We start from the raw sequence: 25,444 nt of genomic DNA, 5'->3' as shown, positions 1-25,444 counted from the left end.
TCATTTTATATTTATTTGAACTTTGGCTGATATTAAGAAAGAACCGTAAAAAACATGCAGGAGGTTTTAAGATGACAAAAAGTGCCACAACCAAAAACCGCCAGTTCCAACCTAATCATATTGGGACTCAACCACGGGGATATGGGGGCAATAAAGGCAGAAAAATGCAAGACCAATCTGGCGAACATCCACAAGTGATTCAAACAAAAGGTGAATAAAACAAATCTTGTTTGAAAAAATAAAACAGAAATTAAAATTTTGATAAAGGAGAGAAGAATATGGCAAATAATCGTCCAAATCCTGATGATCGCAGAGACAATGTTGAAAAGCTTCAATCAATGATTCACAATACACTTGAAAATATAGAAAGGGCAGAAGAAACTGCTGAGTTTGCATCTCCGGAAGAGCGTGAAAAAATTGAAGCTAAAAATAGACGCCGCGAAGAAGCAATTGAAGGAATGCGTCAAGAAGTTAAAGAAGAAGCAGCAGCACGTGAAAATGGATATCAATAAATATAATCAAAGGGGCAAGGTTGAAAACTTGCCCTGATTTTTTGTAAAAATAGATCTTGACTGAATGTTATCGAACTTTGTGTTAATATAGTAGAGAATAATAAATAAGGAGAGAGGAGGAAGCGGAGAATGTTTGTTTCCGAAGTAAAAGTTGATGTTCGTTATGCAGAAACAGATCAAATGGGCGTTGTTTATCATGCGAACTATTTAGTTTGGTTTGAAATTGGAAGAACTACATTAATAAAAGATTTAGGATTTAGTTATGCACAAATGGAAAAAGATGGGTTTCTTTCTCCGGTGATTGATGCAAACATTTCTTACAAGAAATCGATGCGTTTTGGTGAAACTGCAACTGTTAGAACATGGATTGATTTTTATGACGGTTTTCGTACCGTTTACAGCTATGAAATTTTAAATCCAGAAGGGGAAGTAGCCGTTACAGGTCAAACACATCATATTTGTGTAAAAAAAGAAACATTTCGCCCTATTCGTTTTAAAAATTATTTTCCAGAATGGCATGAAGCGTACGAAAAAGCAAAAAAGCAAGGGGAATAAGGAATGGCTTTCGGTATCAATCGCAAAGAACTAGCAACATGGAAAGAAAAGGTTCAGAAAGGGGAGCTTGCTTTTTTAACCCATTACTGGATCCATCCGAAATTCCCGGAAAACAAAACAGTAACGAAAGCGGGCTGCAGTGATATTGGTAAACTAGTAAGATGGGGTAAACAATATGGCTTAAAAGAGGAATGGATTGATCGCAGACCAGAATATCCCCACTTTGATTTAATAGGAATCAAACAAGTAGAAATTCTTTTTCAAGAAGGATTAGAAAGCCATATTGAAAAGTTTCGCTTGCCATCCTTGAATGAACAACACAGTTTCTATGCAATTCATTTGAAAATTTTTGAAAAGAAGCTATTGCAAATCGGTAAACTCGGTACATATGAATTTCCTGAAGGAACTTATATTTATATTGGTAGTGCTAAAAGAAATATCCGAGCGCGTATAGCACGCCATATTAAGAAGGTAAAACCTCTCCGCTGGCATTTTGATTACCTAAGACCACACGGTGAAATTACAAAATTTGAAACTTTTGATAATAAACTTGATGAGTGCACTAGATGCAAACAACTTAAAGAAATGTATCAGGCTAAAGAAATTGTAAAGGGCTTTGGCTCATCCGATTGCCGCTGCCAATCCCACCTTCTTTATATTCCTAGATGGTAGTTGAAGCGACATTCGAAGCAGTGTGGGCGGGTCTACCAACGGACCCAACCCACTAGTATTTTAAATTTTTTATATCAATTAAAAAAACAATATTATATTCCTTTAAAAAAATTTACCTCTAACAAAACACTCATTGTAATTGACATTGATTTCCAACATCTATGAATAGTATTATTTATTTCCACCAATTCTAGTATCTTTTCTTCGAATAAAGTTTTGTGTGCGCTATAACTTTTCACATTCATGTCATGTTGCCAGTTTTTCAAGCTTTGTTCTTCATCCAAATAAAAAAACCCCTATAATGCATAGGGGAACGCCACTTTAATAAACATATTACAATTTATGTTAACCTGCTGCACATTCAGGACAACGTCCATAAATTTCAAATTTATGCCCGGTTATTTCAAAGTTTTCCATATCAATATCTAACCATTTCATTGGGCACGCATAAACTTGTTTTGTTTTGCCACAATCGGTACAAATAAAATGATGGTGGTGGTGGGAAGTTCCACAAGAAAAGCGAAAATGCTTTTCTCCATTCATATCAGTAGCTTCTAAAATATTCAGTTCCGTAAACAAATAAAGATTTCTATAAATGGTATCAAAACTAAGTCCGGGGAAATCTTTCTTTAAATGTTCCAACACATCTTTGGCTGTTAAATATCGATTATGGTCAGCAAAGAGGTTGAGCATTTTTTCCCGTTTGTCAGTATGTTTATAGCCTCTTTCTTTTAATATAGTGATCGCTTCTTTTATATTCATTTCATCATCCCCTTGAAGCTTTCAAAACCATTTAATGAAATTGTTTTTTCATTTTAGAAGGCGGGTTTTTAATTTTTTCGAGTATATTACAGAACCTAATAAAAGGATTGAAAAAATAACGATCGTTCCACCAGGGGCTATATCTAAATAATAAGCTGCAATTAACCCACCTACGACAGCCAATTCACCAAACAAAACTGAAAAAATAATTGTTTGCTTAAAGCCTCTTGCAATACGAATGCTAGCAGCAACTGGTAATGTCATTAACGCAGATACGAGTAGTACACCAACAATTCTCATGGAAGCAGCAACAACTAGGGCAACTAATATAATGAAGAAAAGATGAATCATTTTGGCATTGATCCCAGAAACGACAGCATGTTCTTCATCAAACGACAAAGCAAACAGTTCCTTAAAAAATAGGAAAATAATAGAAAGAACAATGATTGCAATTACACTTATCATCCAAACGTCCGAACTACTTACAGCACTGACACTACCAAATAAAAAGCTGAACAAATCAGTATTAAATCCATCCGCTAAAGAAATAAAAACGACGCTTAAACCGACACCACCAGATAAAATGATGGGGATGGCGAGTTCTTCATAATGTCTATATACTTTTCTCAGTTTCTCAATAATCATAGCGCCAAAAACAGAAAATACCATTCCCATATACATAGGATTTAAAGTGTAAAAAGCTACGACTTTCTTTTCAATTAACATGCTGGCAGCAATCCCTGCCAATGTTATATGACTTAACGCATCAGCAAGTAAAGATAGTCTTCTTACTACGATAAAAACTCCAATGAGAGGTGCGATTAGACCGATCAGAATTCCAGTTAGAAATGCATTTTGCAAAAATTGATATTGTAGTAGATTTCCAATCATACGTATGAACCTCCATGTTCATGAGCATGTGTCAAAACATGGATATCATGGCCATAAATGGTTGATAACTTGGCATTGTCCAAATGATGGAATTCATCAGAATTTCCGTGAAAATGAAGAGTCTTATTTAAGCATGCAACGTGTGTTGCATGATTGGTCATCGTTCCGATATCATGGGATACCATTATAAGTGTGATTCCTTTCTCTTTATTTAAAGTTGCAAGCATATCATAAAAATTTTCAACATTTTTCAAGTCAACACCGACGGTAGGTTCATCTAATATGAGTAGTTCTGGATTACTGACTAATGAACGAGCAATGAAAACTCGTTGCTGCTGGCCGCCGGATAGCTCTCCTATATTACGATGAACGAATTCTTCCATCCCTACAGCGGAAATTGCTTCAAGTGCCAACTCCTTTTCTTTTTTTGTAAATCGTTTTAATAGACCGACTTTCGATACAAGACCGCTTAAAACAACTTCAAGGACAGTGGCAGGGAAGGCTGTATTAAAGCTATTTGCTTTTTGTGAAACATAACCGATTAAATGCCGGTTTTTCAAATTTGAAATGGGTTTTCCGAAAACATTGATTGTACCTTGATCTGGTTTTAAAATACCTAAAATAATCTTTATTAACGTCGATTTTCCAGAACCATTCGGACCGACTAGTCCCCAAAACGTTCCCTTTGGAATTTGGAGAGTTACATCATCTAATACTTTTTTATCATCATAGCTGAATGATACATGCTGAATGTCTACTACTATGTCATTATTATTCATAAGTTTTCACCGTTCTTTTGAAGCAATATGAAAATGTATTTTATTAATTGGATTTTTTTTCAATCTTTTCAGGGACGGGATCAAAGCCACCCGGATGAAATGGATGACATTTTAATATCCTTATAACTGTTAAATAACTACCTTTCAGAACGCCGAACCGTTTAAAAGCCTCTAACCCGTAGTTGGAGCATGAAGGATAAAATCGGCAAGTTGGCGGTTTTAATGGTGAAATAAATTTTTGGTAAAATCGAATGATACCAATGAATAACCACCGCATAGAAACACTCCAGTTCCTACTTCCTAAATTCGTAACCATTACGATTTATCATAAAAAAAATAAAGAAAAAAGTCAATGAAAAAGCTATTAGACGGTTCGTATATGAATCTTTAAATTCCCCCTTTCATTCAAACAAACGACATGTAACAAATAATAAGTTATTTATTTTTCTGAACGGCTATCAATGGAAAAGAATTAAGTAAAACTATTGAATATTTTTAATAAAGTATAGGTCATCCATAAAATGTGTCATATGCCGAAAAAGTTCTTGATAAACTTCTGAATTGGAATTGTAAACTTGATGTAATGGTACAACAGAATATTTGGATTCAGACGTTTTTGTCACAATGGTCGGCAGAAAAGCAGGGTTATGAATTTGAATGTCTACACCGTTTACACCAACTGTTTTTTCTATATCTAATTGAAGGATACCACCGATTTTCGTGTAGTGGCCGTTTTGCCCAGATAAAAAATTACCTAATGAATAGATTACAAAAACTTTACGTCCATCTTCTGTTTCGATCCATTCAGCAGGTTGCAACACATGAGGATGATGACCTATTATGATATGTGCTCCAGCTTCAGCCAGTTCTTTTACAAGCTGTTTTTGATTATCATTCGGCAAACGTTCGTATTCATTTCCGAAATGAACACTTACAACAACAACATCACACATTTGTTTTGCTTCCGAAATATCTTCCTTCATATTTTCTAAATTTATGAGATTTACTACATATGGTTTATCCTTGGGAATAGGAATACCATTTGTACCATACGTGTAAGCTAAAAAAGAAAACAAAATTCCATTTGCTTTTAATATTCGGATATTTTCTTTATCATCATGACTAGTGTAGGCACCTGTATAAGCTATACCAATATCATTTAGGTATCGTGTTGCATTTTCGATTGCTTTAACACCGCGGTCTAAGACATGATTATTTGCCATTGAAACGATGTCAAACCCTGCATCTTTTAATGCATCACCAACTTCAAAAGGACTGTTAAAAGTTGGATAAGTTGATAGACCAAGTTGAGCACCACCAATAATTGTTTCTTGATTAGCAAAAGCGAGGTCAGCTTGTTCAATATAAGGCTTGATTTGCGCTAACATTGGTTTAAAGTCATAGGAATTATTCTTTTTAGCATCTTTATAAACAATCCCATGGATTAATATATCACCAACAGCAACTAGTTTGGCGGTTGTAGCCGGTAAATTTTTTCCATTTTCACTAATTTGTTTTATTGGATGACTGTGAAAGGCCTCATTGGAAATAGTAAGGGAATCACTTAAAAAATTATGGACTTTGTTTCCATTTTGTTGAAAATAGAGTAAAACAGATAAAATAAGAAAAGCCATTGAAAGAACGACCAAATATATTTTTAATTTCATCATAATTTAATAGCTCCCAAAAAATATCTTTTCTTTTACTATAATATATAATAATGAAAAAATTATCGTAATTTCTCAAAAAATAAATTGTACTGAAGCATATTTTTGCAATAAATAAAATTACAGTATATAATATACGTAGTAGGGTATAAAAATAAGGAGTGAAGAAAATTGGTAACAATCACAAAAGCTGCAATTGAAAAAATTAAGGAAGAAATGGAATATTACAACAAGCAAGGAGAAACATTGTTTCTTCGATTAGGAATGGGAATCGGTTGAGGTGGCCCGCAACTTCGCTTGTCTCTGGAAGAGACAGCTTTACCGACAGACGAAGTCTTTGTACAAGATGGTGTTACATTTTTATTGAATAAAAGAGATAAACATTTCTTTGAAGGACTTGCCCTAGACTTCCGCAAATCTTGGTTTGGAGGAAGCTTCACCCTAGTAGATGCCAAAGGAAATGAAGTGGGTGGAGGTTGTTAGTGAAAATTTATTAACTAAATAACGTAATAGAAACCACCTTTTACCTAGGGTGGTTTTTCTATTTCAGTCTAAAAAGAAATCCTATCTTTTTATCTTATTGTAAATTATTCAGAATATTCTAAATATCGAAGATAAACAACAAAAATTCAAAAAAATACACAAAAATATGTTGTTTTTTGTGATTATTTTTGATAATCTATAAACAAGTAATAAGTTTTTAATTTTCTGATAACTTTTACCGTATTAAAAATTCTACTAACAAATTTCATTTAACAATCGTAAAAGTATTTTAGCAAGATAGCAGGTGAAATTTATGTCGGTATCTTATGAAGAAAGAAAAAAAGTGATAATTGATATACTCAATAGGCAAGATCGTGTCAGAATTCCTGAACTCATTAATATCCTTGGTGTATCAGGGGAAACAATTCGTCGTGATCTTGACAAAATGGAAAAAGAAAATTTATTAAAAAAAGTCCATGGCGGTGCGGTAAGAGAAAAGAGATCTTTTGAACTTCCTTATGATCAAAAAACACTGGTCAATGCTGAAGAAAAGCATGCCATATGTAAAGCTGCAGCAGAGCTGGTTGAGGATGGGGACATTATCATGATTGGCCATGGAACAACAACGGCACATATGGTGCATTATTTAAAAGATAAGAAAGATGTAATGATAATAACTCCTTCGATTCCAATTCTAACGATGTGTCTAGACGGATATTTTGACGGAAGAGTAATATTTGTAGGCGGAGAATTAGGTCGTGAGCAAAAATTAACAGCAGGTCCAATTGCTGAAAGAATCATAGAGGAGTTAAAAGTGAATAAAGCTTTTATTGCAGCTGGGGGGATTTCAGCAAAAAGCGGTATTACTGATTATGATATTTATGGCGCGAATTTGTCAAGGAAAATGATGGAACGGGCAGATGACGTTATTGTACTTGCAGATCATTCAAAGTTTGGAAAGGTGACTTTCGCACACATAGCGTCCCTTTCAGAAATTTCAATTCTTGTAACTGATAAAGGATTATCAAATGAATGGAGAAAGATTATGGATTCTTTTGAGATAAAAACTATTATTGGATAAGTACTATAAAACAAATAAGGGAGATAGAGAGATGTTGAAATTGGATATATCAAAAGAAGAAGTGCTAAGAAAATCGATAGAATGGTGGAACCCAGGTAAGACTAGACAGTGGCATGAAGATGGCATTGATTTTGTTATGGGGAAACGAGAAGGGTATTACATTTATGATATGAATGGGAAAAGATTAATGGATCTTCATTTAAATGGAGGAACGTTTAATCTTGGCCATCGGAATCCAGAGATTATCCTAGCATTAAAGGAAGCGCTTGAAGAATTTGATATTGGAAACCACCATTTTCCATCCATTGGACGTGCTCAATTAGCTGAAGCACTTGCTAGGTCAACTCCTAAGAGTGTTCGTTTTTCTATATTTGGGTGTGGAGGAAGTGAAGCTATTGACGCAGCTATTAAATGCGCACGTTATGCAACAAAACGAAAAAAGGTCATTTCGATTCAGAATGGGTATCATGGTCATAGTGGATTAGCAGTTTCATTAGGACATATTCGCTATTCTGGTCCATTTTTAAGCGAAGGTGAACCGGGCATGTTTATACAAGTTCCATTTAATGATATAGAAGCAATGGAAAGTGCGCTTAAAAATGAAGACGTAGCATGTGTAGTTATCGAAACTGTTCCCGCAACATACGGGTTTCCGATGCCAAGAGAAGGATATCTAAAGAAGGTTAAAGAGCTTTGTGAAAAATATGGTTCTCTATATGTAGCAGATGAAGTTCAGACAGGTTTAATGAGAAGTGGAAAAATGTGGGGGATTGAACATTACGATGTAGAACCAGATATTCTTGTCACAGCTAAAGGCTTAGGAGGCGGGATTTATCCGATTACTGCAACAGTTGTTAGTGAACGTGCGGGCGGATGGATGAATGAAGATGGATTCGCCCATATCTCAACGTTCGGTGGTGCAGAACTTGGCTGTTTTGTAGCAAAAAAAGTACTGGAAATTTCCCAACGTCCAGAAGTAGTAAAAAATGTTGAATATGTTTCCCGTTACTTGCGGATAGGCCTAGAACAAATTAAAGAAAGGTATTCTGATTATTTTGTAGGGATTCGTCAACTTGGTGTCATTATGGGATTGGAGTTTAGAGAAAAAGACGCAGCGAAGGATGTCATGCGGGCTCTATATAAAAACGGTGTTTGGGCTATTTATTCTATGCTTGATACAAAGGTTCTCCAATTTAAACCAGGACTATTATTAGATAAAGCTTATTGCGATGATTTGTTGGAGCGATGCGAAAAAAGTATTAAAGAGGCTGCACAAAAAATTTAACTTTTAGGTTTTATCGTCTTGTATGTAGGAGGTGAGGTACAAAATATAAAATAGATTTTTTTAAAAATAATGAAAGCGTTTCCTGTATTTTGAAAATTAAGAAAAACCATTATAAACATTTGTTTCAGAATATTCTGAAATAGGGAGGAAAGGATACCATGGAAGAAACAAAAAATTTAGAGTTGAAAAAGACATTGACCCCATTTCACCTTTGGGTAATTGGTGTTGGAATCGTAATTTCCGGTAATTATTTTGGCTGGAACTTTGGGTTAGCAGATTCAGGTTATGTTGGCATGTTAATCGCTACAGCTATAATGGGGATTATGTATTTGTTTATGTGTTTAGGTATCTCAGAACTGGCAACCGCACTCCCTCATGCTGGCGGTCCATATTCTTTTGCAAGAAGAGCAATGGGTCCATTAGCAGGGTACTTAACAGGAATTGGAGTTATTTTAGAATATTTTATTGCTGCACCAATCATTGCGATTGGAATTGGTGCTTATATAAGCTTCCTGTTTCCTGCTGTTAATACAATTGTAGCAGCGGCGGTTATGTATGTTTTCTTTATGATTGTGCACATTATTGGAATTAAGGAATATGCAACACTAGAAGCTATTTTAGTATTTGTTGCTTTGGCTTTACTAGTTTTAATGTATTTTGTTGGTTTACCAGAAATCAAGATTGAAAAATTGTTAGGTACAGGTGACACACCTTTAATTCCAAATGGTTTTAAAGGAATTTGGGGTGCATTACCATATGCTATGTGGCTCTTTTTAGCAATTGAAATGCTTCCGATGCTTTCGGAAGAAACCCGTGATCCTAAAAAGGATATGCCTAAAGGGATTATTTCTGGTATTGTCACTTTGTTGATTCTATCTGTATCAACGACTACTGTTGCGATTGGACTTGGTGGAATTGAATATATGAGTACAGCAAGTGATCCGCTTCCAGCCGCGGTAGCAGCTGCATTTGGCAATACCTACTGGTTAGCTCAGTTATTAGCTTCTGTAGGGCTTGTTGGATTGATTGCGAGTTTTTCCGGTGTTATTCTTGCATATTCAAGACAAATTTTTGCTTTATCAAGGGCAGGGTATTTACCGCCTGTTCTGGCAACACTGCACAAAACCCGAAGGACGCCATATTTAGCGATCACTTTGCCAGGCATTATTGGTTTGATTCTGGTTGTTTTATTTAATCCCGATGACTTAATATTAATTTCAACCTTCGGGGCGCTTGTTTCTTATATTTCTATGAATCTATCAGTAATCATACTGAGAAAAAAGGAGCCTAATCTACCACGGACCTACAAAACACCGTTATATCCGTTTACATCAATAATATCTTTAATTTTGGCAGTAATTTCAATTTTTGCAAGTGTTTTTGCAAACATTACATTTTTCATGATTAGTATTGGAATATTTGTAGTGGCGATCATTTATTATTTTGCCTGGGCACGCTACCGTATTAATAAAGATGCTCCAGAAGAACGAGTCCATGAAGAAAATATTGCGGTTGGAGACACAAATGCTTTATAAACTTGGAGGTGAATTATGGAAAGAGAACTAGTTGAAAAGATTACAAAACTCGTTCTTGAAAGATTAGGTGTGGAGGAATTTTCCACAATTAAACCACTTAGTGCTGGTGAAATTAAGGAGTGGGAATCTTTTCATAGAGACAAATTAGTATATGAAAATTGTTGTAATAGCAATTACAAATATACGGTTCCTTTAAGTGAAACTGAATTAAATGAATGGGTCAAAATAAGCGAAGGAAATCCTTATAAAAGTGAATTCAACAGTTGTAATGGAATGGTTACTAAAAAAGTGAAATTTTCTAAATATATTTAATTATTTAATATAAAAAACGTAAATTTATTTCAAAGGAGGATTTTTATGTCTACATCTATAAATGGCGCATTAGGAATGATTGAAACGAAAGGTTTAGTAGGTTCAATTGAGGCGGCAGATGCGATGGTTAAAGCTGCAAATGTGAATATTGTTGGAAAAGTTCATGTTGGAGGAGGAATTGTAACTGTTCTCGTAACAGGGGATGTCGGTGCTGTAAAGGCAGCAACCGAGGCAGGGAGTTTAGCTGCCCAGCGTGTAGGGGAATTGTTATCTGTCCATGTAATCCCTCGACCACATAATGAATTGATTAGTATTTTGCCAAAGGCTGGAGAAAGTAAATAGCAGTCTTTGAGGTGTTTAAAGTGAAAAGAATGGATATTGATCATTTGGTTGAAGAAATCGTAAAGGAGCTTACAAATAAACATGCTATGAAAAATAGTAATGATAAATATCTTGTTCCAATCGGTGTATCAGGTCGTCATTGTCACTTGACGAAGAGTGACTTTGAAAAATTATTTGGAAGTGAAGCATCTTTGACAAAGAAAGCAGACCTTTCACAACCAGGGCAATTTGCGGCTAATGAGACGGTTACAATTGCTGGACCAAAAGGAAGTATCCAAAATGTCAGAATATTGGGACCATTAAGACGGAAGACACAAGTAGAAATTAGCTTGACAGATGCTAGAAAGCTTGGGGTGACACCGCCAATTCGGGAATCTGGCGAACTTATGGATTCTTCGCCAGTAACAATCATTGGGCCAAAAGGGAGCATCTATTTGAAAGAAGGTTTAATTATTGCTCAAGCTCATATCCATATGAATCCCGAAGATGCAGTCCGTTTTAATGTAAAAGACGGAGAATTCGTTCGTGTCAAAATAATAAATGAAAGCAGACCAATTTCATTTGAAAAAGTAAAAGTTCGGGTCTCTCCAAATTTTGTCTTGGAAATGCATATAGACACAGATGAGGCAAATGCGGCTGACGTCAAGCCTGGTACATTTGGAAAACTATTTAAATTGGGTGGTCCAATATGATTGACCCAGAAGTAATAGAAAGAATTGTTGAAGAGATCGTTAACAAACTAGCCAACGAAAATATGATGAAAAGGCAAAAACTTCTTGTAGTTTCAAAGCCTAATATAAATACCGAACAGGATTGTAGTTTTTTAAATTTTTATTGGAGTATTGTGAAAGCAAATCAGCAAGATGACAATTTAATGTTCCAAGTTGATCATGCAGCATTCTTATCAGTTGATCAAGACTTTCTTGCGAAAGTTGCGCTTGGTTTTACCGATTGTCTTGAAAGCAAACTTTTTTCCCATTTAATCATTCATGAAATTCCAATTACATTCGTGCTTGAACCTAGATTGCAAAAATTATTACAGGTAGACGAAAAAAAACATAAATATCCATATTATTTAAAAACCATTCATAGTTACAAAGAAACAATCGAAAAATATGGAGTAGCTTTTAAGGAACTTAAGGATTTGAAACCTTTTAATATTGAAAAGAATAGCACCATTACAAAAACACTCGTTACACAAGATGATATTATCAATTATTCTGGTGAACGGCTTGTTGTTCAGCAAGGTACAATCATTACTCCGCTTGCACGTGATAAAGCAAGGGAGCGTGGTATCGAGATTTCGTTTTCTTAAAGTCGGGGAGGCTTTCCATCATGGTCATAGGAACCGTAATTAGTAGCATTTGGGCTACTAGAAAGGAAGAAGGGTTAACCGGTGTAAAGCTATTAAAAGTAAAAATTGAATACTTAGAACCAAATGAATCCTGTACAAATTCAATCATTGTGGCTGTTGACCGTATTGGCGCAGGTACAGGAGACAAAGTGATTGTTACAAGGGGAACACCAGCCTCAACTTTCAACGATCAGCCTGTACCTGTCGATGCTCTTATTATCGGAATTATTGATCCGGAAGATTAAGAAAGGATGAAAACATGGGGATAGCTGTTGGGATGATCGAGACAATAGGGATTGCTTCTACAATTGAAGCTATTGATATCATGCTAAAAACTGCTGATGTACGCGTGTTTCAGCAAAATAAGACAGATCCTGCCAGAATAACTACATTTATAACAGGCGATGTTAGTTCTGTATTGGCAGCCATTGATGTAGGAAAGCAGATTGCAGAACGTACGGGAGCGCTAGTTGCCTACTCGGTCATTCCGACAGTTGATCAACAAACACTTGCAAGCCTGATTATCGAAAACCAGAAAAATGATGTTAGAAATTATGAAAACAGGTGTTGATCTTGGTGGAAGAAAAGAAGCGATTTATTCAAGAATTTGTTCCTGGAAAGCAGGTAACACTAAGTCACTTGATTGCCAACCCTGACCCGGACCTTTACGACAAACTAGGATTGGAAAAGACAGGAGCACTAGGAATTTTAACTTTAACTCCAAGTGAAACAGTTATTATAGCTGGCGATTATGCGACTAAAGCAGCAAGCGTAAAAATTGGTTTTCTTGATCGATTTACTGGGAGTCTAGTATTGACTGGTAGTGTTTCCGAGGTCGAAACAGCTTTAATAGAGGTAAATCAATTTCTTAAGAAATATTTAAATTATACAACAACAGCGGTTACAAAATCATAATCGTTCTTGGGGTGCTGCAATGAATAATCGAGCCATGCTAATTGGTGCCATTCGTGCAGGAAAAACAACATTAACACTTGCATTGTTAGGAAAGAAAATTGAGCCACATAAAACACAAAGCTTAAATTTCTATGATTGGATTATTGATACTCCAGGGGAATATAGTGAAAACCCTTTATATTACAAAAGTATTATGGCAACTTCGTTGGAAGTCACACATGTATTATTTATTCAGGATGCAACAAAAGAAAAATCGATATTTCCGCCAGGTTTTAGTTTAGGTATCAATAAATTGATTATTGGAGTTGTTACCAAATGCGATCACCCAGAAGCAAACGTAAAACGTGCAGTTGAATATTTGAAAAGGGCAATAATATCTGGTCCAATCGTTCTTACCTCTTCATATTCAATGATCGGTATCAAAGAATTAAAAGAACTAATTAAATGTTCAAGTATTGAAGAAATGCGTGAAATTTCTAAAAATACGTTGCAAAACGATATTCTAATCTTCCATAACTAATTGAATAAAAAAGAGCAATATCCCAAAAATTTTAACTTTGATTTTTGAAAGGATGTAAAAATGTGTAAAAATGAACATTTGATTAGCGTTGGAATCGATATTGGAACAAGTACAACAAAAATGGTTGTCAGCCGTTTTTTATTAAAAAATACTGCGGGAAAAACACGTATACCTTCCATTGAAATTATTAACAAAGAAATTATCTACGAGAGTCCAATTTTTCGTACACCTTTAAAATCATCTTCAGAAATTGATATGGAAAAAATTGAAGAAATCATTTTATCCCAATACGAAGCAGCCAATATTGTTCCGGAAGATGTTCAAACTGGAGCTGTTATTATTACTGGTGAAGCAGCGACAAAATCAAATGCTGAAGAGGCATTATTTTATCTTTCGAAACAGGGTGGAGACTTTTTAGTTGCTACAGCTGGTCCAGATCTTGAAGCGATTGTTGCCGCTAAAGGTTCAGGTTTATATGATGCATCAAAACAATCAAGCAAAGTATTTGCAAACATTGATATTGGCGGTGGAACTGCTAATATTGCAGTCTACCAATATGGCAAGCTATTGGGAACTTGTACATTACATATTGGTGGAAAACTAATAGAGTTTAAAAATGAAGTTATCATTTATATTTCTGACAGGATAAAAAATTCCTTTTCTAAATTAGGAATGAATGTAGGAATAGGAGATTATATATCAAAAACTAAATTGAAAATAATGACTGATCACTTAGCTATGGTACTTGCACGGACTTTACAACAACGTCTACAAGCCGATGATTATCAATACTTGCTTGGCCACCCGCCAAATTGGTCAGAGAGGATTGATGTAATTACCTTCTCTGGTGGTATAGCAGAGTGTATTTATAAAAAAGAAAAACAATTGGAAAATGGTGTATCTTTTAACGATATCGGAATGGTTTTAGCAGAATCTCTTTTGGAAAATCGTTCTCTAGCTGAGTTCGAATGGCTAATACCGAAAGAAACATCACGTGCCACTGTCATAGGAGCATGTACACAAACGACCGAAATTAGTGGAGCAACCATTCAAGTGGATCCTTCACTTTTACCGATAAAAAATTTACCAATTCACCGTATTGAGTTTCCAAACTGGACGGATGAAAAAAGTACCATTATCGTCAATGCAATAAGAGAAGGAATTCAAATATATGATCCTTTTGAGGAAGGACAAAATTTTGCGCTATTTTTCACTGATGTTCCATTATTAAGTTTTCAGGAGATTCATAAACTTGTTGATGCTGTAATAGATGGTATTAATTATAAAAAAGATCCCTTCCAGCCATTGGTAATTATTCTAAAAAAAGATTTAGCTAAAGCGATTGGTCAAACTCTTGCCATCAAGTATCCATCCTTAAAGTGTGTTTGTATTGATCAAATTAATTCTGAATTTGGTGATTATTTAGATATAGGCAAATTACTTCAGTCAGGTGTTGTTCCAGTTGTTATGAAGTCATTAGCATTTTAAGAACTTCCTTATTAAGAGGTGCTAATAGTGAAGTTAAAGACAACGTATTTAGGAAAAGTATATTCTTTTTCCAATTTAAAAGAACTTTTTGCAAAAGCGAATGAGGAAAAATCGGGAGATCGCTTAGCTGGAATAGCAGCCGAAACGGTCCAGGAACGAATCGCAGCCAAAGAAGTTTTAAGTACATTGACGCTTGAAGACATTAGAAATAATCCTATAATTCCTCCAGAAGAAGATGAAGTTTCGAGAATGATTGAAAATTCGATTAATGAAAGAATATATTCTTCCATTAAAAATTGGTCCATTGCAGAATTAAGGGAATATATTTTATCGGACAATACGAAAAGTGAAGATTTAAAACGAATTAGTAGAGGCCTAACAAGTGAAATGATAGCTGCTGTTGCAAAAATAATGTCAAATATAGATCTAGTTTATGCAGCAAACAAAATTGAAGTTATTACAACATGTAATATTACAATTGGACAAAAAGGTACACTTTCTTCGAGATTACAACCAAACCATCCAACAGATGATGTTGAGGGCATCTTAATGTCGATTAAAGAGGGTCTGTCATATGGTGTTGGGGATGCTGTTATAGGAATTAATCCAGTTGATGATTCTGTAGAAAATGTAAAAAGGTTGTTACATGCTACTCATGATTTTATTCGGGAATGGAAAATTCCTACTCAAAATTGTGTGTTAGCACATGTCACAACGCAAATGAAAGCAATTAGACAAGGAGCACCTGCAGATCTGATTTTTCAAAGTATCGCAGGAACGGAAAAAGCAAATCGATCATTTGGTATAACAGCAGAGCTATTATTTGAAGCTAATGAACTAGTTAGGAAAGAAGGGACAGGTACCGGACCACATCGTCTCTATTTTGAAACAGGTCAAGGATCAGAGTTGTCCGCTGAAGCCCATTACAATGTTGATCAAATGACTTTGGAAGCAAGAAACTATGGTTTTGCAAGGTGCTATGATCCCTTTATTGTTAATACTGTTGTTGGATTTATTGGCCCTGAATACTTGTACAATAATAAACAGATTATTCGGGCTGGTCTAGAAGACCATTTTATGGGAAAAATGCATTTATTGCCGATGGGAGTTGATATCTGCTATACAAATCATGCAAAAGCAGACCAAAATGATATCGAAGATTTAAGTGTTTTGCTGACTGCTGCAGGTGTCAATTTTGTTATTGCTGCTCCAATGGGTGATGATTGCATGTTGAATTACCAAACATTGAGTTACCATGATGTTGCAACATTAAGACAAACATTACAAAAGCAGACTGCTCCTGAATTTAATCGCTGGCTATTAGAAATGGATATTATAACAGAGGATGGTATTTTGACTAATAAAGCTGGAGACCTAACAATTTTTAATAGATAAAAGGGGTAAAAATTATGGATAAACTCCTGATAGAAAAAGTAACAAGACTTATTGTTGATCAACTTATTGAGAAAAAAACTGCTCAAAGTATTACTGACTCAAGGAATGAGAAAGAAATAAATGAATTAGAGCGAAAAAATATTTCTGAATTAAAAGAAAATTCAAGTATAGAGACAGAATTTGTGTCTGATGAATTAATCGAAATAAGAAAAAAAACACCAGCTCGAGTTGGTGTAGGAAGATCTGGACCTCGTCCTCTTACGAATAGTTGGCTTAAATTTCGTTATGATCATGCTGCAGCAGTTGATGCGGTTTCAGGGGAAGTACCTGATACATTTCTAGAAAGATTGCAATTATTTTCGGTCACAACAAAAGCAGTTGATAAAGACACTTATATAAGAAGACCTGATTACGGTAGAAGGCTTTCTGAAGAGGGAAAAGAGCTAATAAAGAGTAGATGCATCAAAAAACCTCAAGTACAAATCATTATATCAGATGGATTGAGTTCAAATGCAATATTAGAAAATGTAGAAGATGTCTATCTTTCACTTCAACAGTCTTTAGTGAATAAGGGCATTATGATAGGTACACCTTTTTTTATAAAAAGAGGTAGAGTTGCTGTCATGGATGATGTTGGTGAAATTTTGGAACCAGAAGTAGTTGTTTTACTTATCGGTGAACGGCCTGGGCTTGTAAGTGCTGAATCATTAAGTGCTTATTTATGCTATAAGCCAAGAATTGGAACGATTGAAGCAGACCGTATGGTTGTTTCGAACATCCATAAAGGCGGAATACCTCCTGTTGAAGCCGGTGCTTATCTTGGAACATTGATAGAAAAGATTTTAAATTATAAAGCTAGTGGAATATCTCTTGTGCAAAAGGAACTTTAAAGGAGATCCAAAATTTTATGAAGCTCAAACCCATTTTCGCTGAAATATTAGCAATTCGAATAATTCCTAAAGTACATCCAGATATGATCAAAAAGTTTGATTTACCACCAAATCATTCTAGCATTGGGATGTTTACTGTGACAATTGATGATATTGGAATTGTTGCCCTTGATGAGGCGACAAAACAAGCTGATATCGAAGTCTGTTACAGCCATTCTTTTTACGCTGGTTCTGCTTATTCTTCAGGTCCATTATCAGGAGAATTTATTGGAATGTTTTCTGGCCCAAACAATGATGAAGTACGAAGCGGTATGGAAGCTGTAATTAAAACAGTTAATAAGGAAGCTTATTTTGAAGCCTTAAATGAAGAGGTTTCCCATGTGTTTTTTGCCCATGTCGTTCCTCGTGCTGGAAAATTATTATCAAAGGAAGCGGGAATTAAAGAAGGAGAATCAATTGCTTATTTAATTGCACCTCCACTGGAAGCAATGTTTGGAATTGATATTGCTTTAAAAGAAGCAAATGTTGAGTTAAGGTCTTTATTTAAACCACCATCGGAAACAAATTTTGCCGGGGGACTATTAACAGGCACTCAATCAGCTTGTGAAGCTGCTGCAAATGCTTTTCGTGAAGCTGTTATTCATGTGGCAAATAAACCAAAACATTATTAAACAATAGGAGGGATTCAGAAAATGTGTCTAGATACTGATCTTCAATCGATTCAAGAAATGAGGCATGCACTGATAAAAGCACATGAAGCACAAAAATTATTTGCTACTTTTTCACAGCAAAAAGTAGACCAAATTGTAAAGAATATAGCAGACGCTGCATTTCGCGAAGCTAATCGACTTGCTGAAATGGCAGTTAAAGAGACAGGAATAGGCATTGTTGCTCACAAGAAAATAAAAAATGAAGTAAGTTCTCGAGATGTCTACGAATCTATTAAAAATGAGAAAACGATTGGAATCATTCATCGTGATTATGCCTCAAAATTAATTGAGATTGCTTATCCTTTTGGAGTAGTAGCAGCAATCATACCAACAACAAATCCTACTTCCACAGCTATCTATAAAACTTTAATATCATTAAAAAGTGGAAACGCAATTGTCGCTAGTCCGCATCCGCGCGCCACAAAATGTACAATTGAAGCGTTAAAAGTGTGTAGTCAAGCAGCTATTGAAGCAGGGGCTCCCGAAGGAATAATTGGTTGGATTTCCAATCCTACTTTAGAAGCAACTACACAGTTAATGAAACACAAATTAACGAATGTCATATTAGCAACGGGTGGTGTTGGTCTAGTTAGGGCGGCATATAGTTCTGGGAAGCCGGCTTATGGAGTTGGTCCAGGAAATGTACCAGTATATATTGAAAAATCCGCTAATATTGCCAAAGCTGTAAAAAATATTATTGATAGCAAAACCTTTGATAATGGAACAATTTGTGCTTCTGAACAAGCGATCGTGGTAGATGCAAATATAAAAGAAGCGACAATACGGGAATTGAAAAAAAATAAAGCTTATTTTGTTGAAGGTGAGGAAAAACAAAAAGTGGAAAGAATAATCTCACCTGTTATTGGGCAGCTTAATCCGGATATTGTCGGGAAATCTGCAGTGGAAATAGCTAAAATGGCTGGTATTCAAGTACCTCCTGATACTCGTGTAATCATTGCTGAAGAAGATCGGTTAGAAAAATCAGCGCCTTTTTCTATTGAGAAACTATCTCCAATTCTTGCACTATATACTGCACCTACGAAAGAGAAAGCCAAGGAAATTTGTTTAGGTTTATTAAATCTTGGTGGTAGAGGACATAGCCTGTCAATTCATACCAATAATGAACAAATCGCTGAAGAGTTTTCAAAAGAAATGCCTGTTTCACGAATAATGGTAAATACTCTTTCTTCCATTGGAGCTGTTGGTGCAACAACAGGATTAAAACCATCTTTTACTCTTGGGTGTGGATCCTATGGAGGGAATATAACAGGTGATAATATTTCAGCCCGTCATCTTATTAATATTAAACGTTTAGCCTTTGTTACGAAAGAAGTTTCCATTCCGCAAGAAATAGTGCAACCTCAACATATTACTGAAAAGGAAGAAAAAACAGTTGAAGAAGTTGTAGCTAAAGTGCTTGCTGATGTTAAGTATGACACACAATCGATTGATAAAAAAGTTATCATTGATCTAGTTCAAAAAGTAGTGTCACAAGTAGCCTTATAGATTCAAGTTTATAAAAAGTGAATTTAAGGAGGAAGGAAAACGATGTCTGAAATTAATGGTGCATTAGGAATGATTGAAACAAGAGGACTTGTTGCGGCAATTGAAGCAGCAGATGCAATGGTAAAAGCAGCAAACGTAAAACTTGTTGGAAAAGTACATGTAGGAGGGGGAATTGTCACAGTATTTGTAAGTGGAGATGTTGGGGCTGTAAAGGCGGCAGTAGAAGCAGGTAGCGAACAGGCGAAACGTGTTGGAGAACTTCGCTCTGTCCATGTAATTCCTCGACCGCATAGTGAATTAAAAGGGATTCTTCCTGGAAATTAATGAACATTTCTTCCATTGTTGATAAAAAACCGGGGGTGAGAATGGTTGACGAAAGCTTTAGGCATGATTGAAACAAAGGGTCTTGTTGCCACAATAGAAGCTGCAGATGCAATGTTAAAAGCGGCGGATGTGACACTTATTCGAAAGGAAAAGGTTGATGCTGGTTTAGTAGCCATTTTAATTGAAGGGGATGTTAGTGCTGTTCAAGCAGCAGTAGAAGCAGGGAAGAAAGCTTCAAATCGTTTCGGAACCTATGTTTCATCCTGGGTGATACCCCATCCAGACAAACAAATAAAAGAATTGATCCAAAAGAACGATGGAACAAATATTACTGATCGTGAACAAATCAATATTAAAGATCAAGAGAAAAGAAAAAATAATAAAAAGATGAAAGATATTAAGAGTGATAGAGAAAAAACAGGGAGAAAAATAGTTGAACGGAAGGAAGAAAATCCACTTAATATTCCAGATGATGTTCTTAAATCTTCTAATACTAACAGTGAAAATGATGGGGATCCTTCGAATGGAGAAATGGAAAAAAATAAATGAATGGAATAAAAAGTTGCTATAGAAGAGGGAGATCACGCATGAAAACGTTTAAAAAAAATAAAATTGCGGTAATAGGGGCTGGATTTACAGGTGCAACATGCGCGCTTTTGTTAGCACAAAAAGAACTAGGAGATATCGTTTTACTAGATATTCCTTCGTTAGAAAAGCCAACCAAAGGGAAAGCTTTAGATATGTTTGAAGCAGGGCCAATCGAAAAATTCAATGTTACAATTATTGGCACATCAGATTACTCTTATATAAAAAATGCCGACATGATCATTATAACCGCTGGAGTTGCCAGAAAGCCCGGTATGAGCCGCGATGACTTAGTAATGACGAATAAAGATATCATGGTGACCGTCTCGAAAAAGATTAAAGAATATGCACCTGAAAGTTACGTCCTTGTCCTAAGTAATCCAGTTGATGCTATGACGTATACTTGTTTAAAAACGACTGGGTTTCCGAAAAATCGTGTGATCGGTCAATCTGGTGTCCTTGACACAGCACGTTTTAATACATTTGTTGCTGAAGCTTTAAACATTTCTGTGGAGGATGTTAAAGGGTTCGTGCTAGGTGGCCATGGTGATAATATGGTACCACTGATCAGGTACTCCAATGCCGCCGGCATCCCTTTAGATCAAGTTATGACAAAAGAACAAATTGATGCAATTGTTGAAAGAACTAGAAAAGGGGGAGGCGAAATAGTTGAATTGTTAGGAAATGGGAGCGCATACTATGCTCCTGCAGCCTCTTTAGTTGAAATGGCAGAAGCAATAATTAGAGATAAAAAACGCATTCTACCAGCCATTGCTTATCTAGAGGGTGAATATGGTTATTACGACTTGTGTCTAGGTGTACCTACGATCCTAGGTGGTAGTGGGATTGAATATATCATTGAACTTCCTCTAACTAATGAAGAAAAGAACCAATTAGATATTTCTGCTAACGATGTAAGAAATACTATAAATATTATATCTGAAATCATATAGTGTTCCTTTCCAATACTTGAAAGGCGTGAAAAGATGAATTTTTTAGGGAGAGAGATTAATACAGTTCTTTTTGATAAAGATGGAACAATATTAGATTTTCCATCCATTTGGATACCATGGGTTGATGATCTATCAGAATATATTAGAAGTAATTTGCCAGAATGTTCACTTACCAAGAAGGAATTAAGAAAAGTTTTTGGAGCGGGAGAAGAAGACAATTCTATTGATCCGAAAAGTCCTCTAGCAATAGCTAATATGGAAGAAAGTAAGATTATTTTAGCTTATAAAATATATGAAAACGGCTTACCATGGGATTTAGCTGTATTTCATGCTAATGAAAGTGTAAATTATGCAAATGAAAGACAAAATAGTTCAATATCAATTAAATTGATAGATGGAATCAAGGAGTTACTTGAAAAGTTTAAGGAAAATAATGTAAAGTTAGGTGTTTTGACAGCAGATGATACTGAAAAAGCAAAGTGTCACTTAAAAAAAGTAGGTGTGGAAAACTATTTTGACTTTGTGATTGGAAGTGATCAAGTGTTGAATGGAAAGCCATACCCTGATCTTGTTTATTTGGCTAGTGACCGCTTTGGATTTTCACTTTCAGAGACAATGCTAATTGGAGATACAAATGCTGATATACAATTAGGTAAAAATGCAGGAATAAATTTTACAGTAGGGATTGTCTCTTATGCAAAAAATACAGATCATCTGATTGATGCTGATTTAATTATTCATAGTTATAAAGAATTAATGGATATTGGACAATAGGTAGAAATAACTTTTTCAATTTTTATAATTAAATATCGGAATATTAAAAATTTATTTAACTTTTAATTGATGTGGTTTAGTAATATAGCATGGCAATTGTAACGTGTTTACTAAACAAGCTGAAACAAACTGTTTTTCGAAATAGTTGATAGATTTGGAAATGAAAGGAGAAATACGATGAGTGATACTAAAAATTATTTATACGATGTTTTAGATAAATTTACTCAGATTGCAAAAAGAGCAATCCTTTTTTACCCATTTCAAACTCAAGAAACGATCCAACTTTTAAACTACTCTGAAAACGCAACTTTTCTAGTGAAAAATACAATTACTGGTGAAAAATATATTTTAAGAGTAGGGAGGCCAGGTTATCATACAAAGGAAGAAATTGAAGGTGAAATTGCTTGGATTAAATCAATTGATGAACTTTCTACGATTACAGTTTCTTTACCAATAAAAGCAGAAAACGGGCAATATATACAAGAGATTACGGATGAAAATAACACATATTATTGTACTTTATTTACATTTTTAGAAGGGAAAGCTCCTGATGAAAACGATGAAAGCGCTCTCATTGATCAATTTGAGATTCTTGGTGAAATAACAGCAAAGCTCCACGAACACAGTATTAAATTTAGAGATCGTTTGCGTAATATAAAGCGTCTAACTTGGAATTATGACACTATTCTTGGTTCTAATCCAAAATGGGGCAAGTGGCAAAATGGCTTGGGAATGACCCAAGATCGATTAGCCTTGTTCGAGAAAGTTTCAGAAAAAATATTTACTAGGCTAAAAAATTTTGGGAATGGACCTGATCGATTCGGTCTTATTCATTCAGATTTACGCCTTGCTAATTTACTTATTGATGGAGATAACATAAAAGTTATTGATTTTGATGACTGCGGATTTGGATATTATTTATACGATCTTGCAACTTCTTTAAGTTTTATTGAACATAAACCATATGTTCCCGCATTAATTGATGCCTGGATAAAAGGATATCAAAAGATACGCCCCCTTTCCAATGAAGAAAAGGAAGAAATTCCTACTTTTATCATGATGCGAAGATTGCAATTAATAGCTTGGATTGGAAGCCGTGACAATGAAACAACACGGCAATTAGGAAGTAAATACACCGAGGATACAGATTTATTAGCCTTTAAATATTTACAAAATACTATTATATAAAGATAAAATCTTTTCTAGATGTTTATTTTTTAATACCATTTTTGTAAGCACCCATAAACGTATTTTTTCTATACCTTCATGGGTGCTTATTTTTCATTAGTCTATTTTTTTACACTTCTGCCTCTACTTTTACGAAATCAATTTCAAATCCAAGGTCCTCCAGCATTTGGTGGTCTGCAGTGGTTTCTGCTCCCCTTGTTGTTAGGTAATCGCCAACAAATATTGAATTTGCAGGGTATAAACCGAGTGGCTGCAAGCTCCTTAAGTTCACTTCTCGTCCGCCAGAGATGCGAATTTCTTTATCAGGATTAATAAATCTGAAAAGGGCCAATACCTTTAGACAATACCTAGGATTCAATTCATTCGTTCCTGCAAGTGGTGTCCCCTCAATGGCATGAAGAAAGTTTATCGGGATCGAATCTGCACCGATCGCTTTTAAGTTCCGTGCCATACGAATGACATCTTCCTTTGTTTCCTTCATTCCGACAATTACACCGGAACAAGGGGATATACCTGCTTCTTTAATCGTTAAGATCGTATTGACACGATCGTCATACGAATGGGAAGTTGTAATAAAGTCATGGTGTTCTTTTGATGTATTTAAGTTATGGTTGTATCGGTCAACACCAGCTTCTTTTAGCCTTTTTGCTTGCTCAGGTTTTAATAATCCGAGACAAGCACAAATTTTTAAATTATATGTTTGTTTAATTTCTTTTACTGTTTCAACAACCGTATCAATTTCCCGGTCTGTTGGTCCTCGCCCGCTTGCGACAATACAATATGTACCAACATTTAAATCAAATGCTTGTTTAGCTCCTTTTAATAATGCTTCCTTGTCCAGCATATAATATTTTTCAATTGGTGCAGTTGAAACAGCGGATTGCGCACAATACCCACAGTTTTCCGAACAGTTGCCAGACTTGGCATTCATTATCATATTTAATTTAACTTTTGTACCGAAATAGTGCTTGCGGATTTGAAAAGCTCCATGTAATAAAGATAAGATATCATGATCAGGGCAATTTAAAACTGCCAGCGCTTCCTCATCAGAAATTTCTCTTCCATTAATAACATGTTCTGCTAATTTACTCCAATTCATATTACAGCCTCCATTTATGTAAACTTCTAATAAAATAATGTTAACAATAAAGACGTTAAAAATCTATATAAAATAGAAAAAATATAAAAATATTAAAAATTTCTTACAATAAAAGTTAACATATAAAAGAAATGAGTTGACAAAATGGGTTGCTTTTGTCTATGATAACTTTGGTAACAATTGTAAAGGGGAGTAGAAAGTAGAATGGTCAAAAAAAGATTAAGAACAATTGATTTAACGATGGCAGCCGTTTTTGTTGCTTTAATGGCTGTTGGCGCAAATATGACATCTTTCCTAGTCATTGGAGGAGTGCCGATCACATTGCAAACATTTTTTTCGATCCTTGCTGGTGCCATTTTAGGTAGTCGAGTTGGGGCGTTGGCAATGATTGCTTATGTTCTCATTGGTATTGCTGGTGCACCAGTATTCGCCCAATTTACTGGCGGTGCTGCTATATTTATAAAACCGACATTTGGATTTTTACTATCCTACATATTAGTTTCTTTTCTTGTCGGTTTGTTCATCGAAAAATCTGAGAAAAAATCTGTTGGCATTTTTATTTCAGCTTCACTTATTGGTATGGTTGTCAATTATGTCATCGGTACAAATTGGATGTACTATGCTTACAAACTTTGGGCTGAAGCACCAGAAGGATTTACATATAAACTTGCTTGGAGTTGGATGATGGTTCCATTGCCGAAAGATATTATTTTATCGATATTTGCAGGAATTATTGCTCCTCGCCTTTATAGAGCTGTACATAAAACAAATCCAATAACGAAGGAAACTATTGCTTCAAACGAAATTTCTAACACTACAAAATCGTAGTAAAAAAAGGCTGTTGAGAAAAGCTCAGCAGCTTATTTT

General features: G+C 35.1%; 34 protein-coding genes and 1 pseudogene. 28 read left to right on the top strand and 7 right to left on the bottom strand.

Annotation, left to right across the window (positions count from 1 at the left end):
* Positions 1 to 71: 71 nt before the first annotated feature.
* The 5 genes and pseudogenes from HR057_RS04690 (at position 72) to HR057_RS04670 (ending at position 1,739) form a co-directional block, all read left to right on the top strand.
* Positions 72 to 218, top strand: coding sequence for an acid-soluble spore protein N (locus HR057_RS04690; RefSeq protein ID WP_173730270.1), 147 nt, complete (start codon positions 72 to 74; stop codon positions 216 to 218).
* A gap of 60 nt (positions 219 to 278) precedes the next feature.
* Positions 279 to 512, top strand: coding sequence for a small acid-soluble spore protein Tlp (gene tlp / locus HR057_RS04685; protein WP_173730269.1), 234 nt, complete (start codon positions 279 to 281; stop codon positions 510 to 512).
* Between the two features lie 129 nt (positions 513 to 641).
* Positions 642 to 1,067: an acyl-CoA thioesterase gene (locus HR057_RS04680; protein ID WP_173730268.1), complete on the top strand. Its 426-nt coding sequence runs from the start codon at positions 642 to 644 to the stop codon at positions 1,065 to 1,067.
* Between the two features lie 3 nt (positions 1,068 to 1,070).
* Positions 1,071 to 1,367: pseudogene (locus tag HR057_RS04675) on the top strand (hypothetical protein); the annotation flags it as partial.
* Positions 1,365 to 1,739, top strand: coding sequence for a GIY-YIG nuclease family protein (locus tag HR057_RS04670; protein WP_230474360.1), 375 nt, complete (start codon positions 1,365 to 1,367; stop codon positions 1,737 to 1,739). The pseudogene HR057_RS04675 and the gene HR057_RS04670, both read left to right, overlap by 3 nt.
* Positions 1,740 to 1,831: 92 nt before the next feature.
* Here HR057_RS04670 and HR057_RS04665 read toward each other — a convergent pair whose 3' ends face one another.
* The 6 genes from HR057_RS04665 to HR057_RS04640 form a co-directional block, all read right to left on the bottom strand.
* Positions 1,832 to 2,023 (bottom strand): hypothetical protein, encoded by a 192-nt coding sequence (locus HR057_RS04665; RefSeq protein WP_173730267.1) that lies wholly within the window; start codon positions 2,021 to 2,023, stop codon positions 1,832 to 1,834.
* Positions 2,024 to 2,084: 61 nt separating this feature from the next.
* On the bottom strand, positions 2,085 to 2,501 hold the full coding sequence (locus HR057_RS04660; RefSeq protein ID WP_173730266.1) for a Fur family transcriptional regulator: 417 nt from the start codon (positions 2,499 to 2,501) through the stop codon (positions 2,085 to 2,087).
* A 48-nt stretch (positions 2,502 to 2,549) separates the two neighbouring features.
* Positions 2,550 to 3,392, bottom strand: a complete 843-nt coding sequence (locus HR057_RS04655) for a metal ABC transporter permease (RefSeq protein ID WP_173730265.1) — start codon at positions 3,390 to 3,392, stop codon at positions 2,550 to 2,552.
* Positions 3,389 to 4,171 carry a metal ABC transporter ATP-binding protein gene (locus tag HR057_RS04650; protein ID WP_173730264.1) on the bottom strand — a complete coding sequence of 261 codons (783 nt, stop codon included), beginning with the start codon at positions 4,169 to 4,171 and terminating at the stop codon, positions 3,389 to 3,391. The genes HR057_RS04655 and HR057_RS04650 overlap by 4 nt, the downstream gene beginning before the upstream one ends.
* A gap of 43 nt (positions 4,172 to 4,214) precedes the next feature.
* The gene (yidD, locus tag HR057_RS04645; protein ID WP_173730263.1) at positions 4,215 to 4,448 is read right to left on the bottom strand and encodes a membrane protein insertion efficiency factor YidD; all 234 of its coding nucleotides are present in this window, start codon (positions 4,446 to 4,448) and stop codon (positions 4,215 to 4,217) included.
* Positions 4,449 to 4,653: 205 nt separating this feature from the next.
* Positions 4,654 to 5,841 carry a CapA family protein gene (locus HR057_RS04640; protein ID WP_196237851.1) on the bottom strand — a complete coding sequence of 396 codons (1,188 nt, stop codon included), beginning with the start codon at positions 5,839 to 5,841 and terminating at the stop codon, positions 4,654 to 4,656.
* A gap of 294 nt (positions 5,842 to 6,135) precedes the next feature.
* Between HR057_RS04640 and HR057_RS04635 the strand changes: the two genes are divergently transcribed.
* The 22 genes from HR057_RS04635 (at position 6,136) to HR057_RS04530 (ending at position 23,478) form a co-directional block, all read left to right on the top strand.
* Entirely contained in the window at positions 6,136 to 6,321 is a 186-nt protein-coding gene (locus HR057_RS04635; RefSeq protein WP_173730262.1) for an iron-sulfur cluster assembly accessory protein, read from the top strand.
* Positions 6,322 to 6,634: 313 nt separating this feature from the next.
* On the top strand, positions 6,635 to 7,402 hold the full coding sequence (locus tag HR057_RS04630) for a DeoR/GlpR family DNA-binding transcription regulator (RefSeq protein WP_173730261.1): 768 nt from the start codon (positions 6,635 to 6,637) through the stop codon (positions 7,400 to 7,402).
* A 31-nt stretch (positions 7,403 to 7,433) separates the two neighbouring features.
* Positions 7,434 to 8,687, top strand: a complete 1,254-nt coding sequence (locus HR057_RS04625) for a class-III pyridoxal-phosphate-dependent aminotransferase (RefSeq protein WP_173730260.1) — start codon at positions 7,434 to 7,436, stop codon at positions 8,685 to 8,687.
* A gap of 158 nt (positions 8,688 to 8,845) precedes the next feature.
* Positions 8,846 to 10,222, top strand: a complete 1,377-nt coding sequence (eat, locus tag HR057_RS04620; RefSeq protein ID WP_173730259.1) for an ethanolamine permease — start codon at positions 8,846 to 8,848, stop codon at positions 10,220 to 10,222.
* Between the two features lie 15 nt (positions 10,223 to 10,237).
* Positions 10,238 to 10,534, top strand: a complete 297-nt coding sequence (locus HR057_RS04615) for a hypothetical protein (RefSeq protein ID WP_173730258.1) — start codon at positions 10,238 to 10,240, stop codon at positions 10,532 to 10,534.
* 45 nt (positions 10,535 to 10,579) lie between these two features.
* Positions 10,580 to 10,876 (top strand): BMC domain-containing protein, encoded by a 297-nt coding sequence (locus HR057_RS04610; protein WP_173730257.1) that lies wholly within the window; start codon positions 10,580 to 10,582, stop codon positions 10,874 to 10,876.
* Between the two features lie 20 nt (positions 10,877 to 10,896).
* Positions 10,897 to 11,568 (top strand): phosphate propanoyltransferase, encoded by a 672-nt coding sequence (gene pduL / locus HR057_RS04605; RefSeq protein WP_374724009.1) that lies wholly within the window; start codon positions 10,897 to 10,899, stop codon positions 11,566 to 11,568.
* On the top strand, positions 11,565 to 12,191 hold the full coding sequence (locus HR057_RS04600) for a hypothetical protein (protein WP_173730256.1): 627 nt from the start codon (positions 11,565 to 11,567) through the stop codon (positions 12,189 to 12,191). The genes pduL and HR057_RS04600 overlap by 4 nt, the downstream gene beginning before the upstream one ends.
* 20 nt (positions 12,192 to 12,211) lie before the next feature.
* On the top strand, positions 12,212 to 12,475 hold the full coding sequence (locus HR057_RS04595) for a EutN/CcmL family microcompartment protein (protein ID WP_173730255.1): 264 nt from the start codon (positions 12,212 to 12,214) through the stop codon (positions 12,473 to 12,475).
* A 14-nt stretch (positions 12,476 to 12,489) separates the two neighbouring features.
* Positions 12,490 to 12,801, top strand: a complete 312-nt coding sequence (locus HR057_RS04590; protein WP_173730254.1) for a BMC domain-containing protein — start codon at positions 12,490 to 12,492, stop codon at positions 12,799 to 12,801.
* Positions 12,802 to 12,803: 2 nt separating this feature from the next.
* Positions 12,804 to 13,145: an ethanolamine utilization microcompartment protein EutS gene (eutS, locus tag HR057_RS04585; RefSeq protein ID WP_173730253.1), complete on the top strand. Its 342-nt coding sequence runs from the start codon at positions 12,804 to 12,806 to the stop codon at positions 13,143 to 13,145.
* 19 nt (positions 13,146 to 13,164) lie between these two features.
* Entirely contained in the window at positions 13,165 to 13,665 is a 501-nt protein-coding gene (locus tag HR057_RS04580) for a EutP/PduV family microcompartment system protein (protein ID WP_173730252.1), read from the top strand.
* 60 nt (positions 13,666 to 13,725) lie between these two features.
* A complete protein-coding gene (locus HR057_RS04575; RefSeq protein WP_173730251.1) occupies positions 13,726 to 15,153 on the top strand; it encodes an ethanolamine ammonia-lyase reactivating factor EutA in 1,428 nt (475 codons plus the stop codon).
* 27 nt (positions 15,154 to 15,180) lie between these two features.
* Complete coding sequence (locus HR057_RS04570) at positions 15,181 to 16,548, top strand: ethanolamine ammonia-lyase subunit EutB (protein ID WP_173730250.1); 1,368 nt, start codon at positions 15,181 to 15,183, stop codon at positions 16,546 to 16,548.
* A 14-nt stretch (positions 16,549 to 16,562) separates the two neighbouring features.
* Positions 16,563 to 17,438: an ethanolamine ammonia-lyase subunit EutC gene (gene eutC, locus HR057_RS04565; protein ID WP_173730249.1), complete on the top strand. Its 876-nt coding sequence runs from the start codon at positions 16,563 to 16,565 to the stop codon at positions 17,436 to 17,438.
* 17 nt (positions 17,439 to 17,455) lie between these two features.
* Positions 17,456 to 18,109, top strand: coding sequence for an ethanolamine utilization microcompartment protein EutL (gene eutL, locus HR057_RS04560; RefSeq protein ID WP_173730248.1), 654 nt, complete (start codon positions 17,456 to 17,458; stop codon positions 18,107 to 18,109).
* 21 nt (positions 18,110 to 18,130) lie between these two features.
* On the top strand, positions 18,131 to 19,654 hold the full coding sequence (locus HR057_RS04555; protein ID WP_173730247.1) for an aldehyde dehydrogenase family protein: 1,524 nt from the start codon (positions 18,131 to 18,133) through the stop codon (positions 19,652 to 19,654).
* Positions 19,655 to 19,696: 42 nt separating this feature from the next.
* A complete protein-coding gene (locus HR057_RS04550) occupies positions 19,697 to 19,978 on the top strand; it encodes a BMC domain-containing protein (RefSeq protein ID WP_173730246.1) in 282 nt (93 codons plus the stop codon).
* A 45-nt stretch (positions 19,979 to 20,023) separates the two neighbouring features.
* Positions 20,024 to 20,527 (top strand): BMC domain-containing protein, encoded by a 504-nt coding sequence (locus HR057_RS04545; protein WP_173730245.1) that lies wholly within the window; start codon positions 20,024 to 20,026, stop codon positions 20,525 to 20,527.
* A 38-nt stretch (positions 20,528 to 20,565) separates the two neighbouring features.
* Complete coding sequence (mdh, locus tag HR057_RS04540; RefSeq protein WP_173730244.1) at positions 20,566 to 21,516, top strand: malate dehydrogenase; 951 nt, start codon at positions 20,566 to 20,568, stop codon at positions 21,514 to 21,516.
* Positions 21,517 to 21,549: 33 nt separating this feature from the next.
* Positions 21,550 to 22,290, top strand: coding sequence for an HAD family hydrolase (locus HR057_RS04535; protein ID WP_173730243.1), 741 nt, complete (start codon positions 21,550 to 21,552; stop codon positions 22,288 to 22,290).
* Between the two features lie 177 nt (positions 22,291 to 22,467).
* The gene (locus HR057_RS04530) at positions 22,468 to 23,478 is read left to right on the top strand and encodes a phosphotransferase enzyme family protein (protein ID WP_173730242.1); all 1,011 of its coding nucleotides are present in this window, start codon (positions 22,468 to 22,470) and stop codon (positions 23,476 to 23,478) included.
* Between the two features lie 109 nt (positions 23,479 to 23,587).
* Here HR057_RS04530 and bioB read toward each other — a convergent pair whose 3' ends face one another.
* Positions 23,588 to 24,577, bottom strand: a complete 990-nt coding sequence (gene bioB / locus HR057_RS04525; protein WP_173730241.1) for a biotin synthase BioB — start codon at positions 24,575 to 24,577, stop codon at positions 23,588 to 23,590.
* Between the two features lie 204 nt (positions 24,578 to 24,781).
* On the opposite strand from bioB, the gene HR057_RS04520 reads away from it, so the two are divergent.
* Complete coding sequence (locus HR057_RS04520) at positions 24,782 to 25,405, top strand: biotin transporter BioY (RefSeq protein WP_173730240.1); 624 nt, start codon at positions 24,782 to 24,784, stop codon at positions 25,403 to 25,405.
* Positions 25,406 to 25,444 lie beyond the last annotated feature (39 nt).

Source organism: Calidifontibacillus erzurumensis (assembly GCF_013303125.1).
Classification (GTDB): Bacteria; Bacillota; Bacilli; order Bacillales; family Bacillaceae_J; genus Calidifontibacillus; species Calidifontibacillus erzurumensis.
Note: the sequence above shows the minus strand (reverse complement) of the source record. Positions and strands in the feature narration are given on the sequence as shown.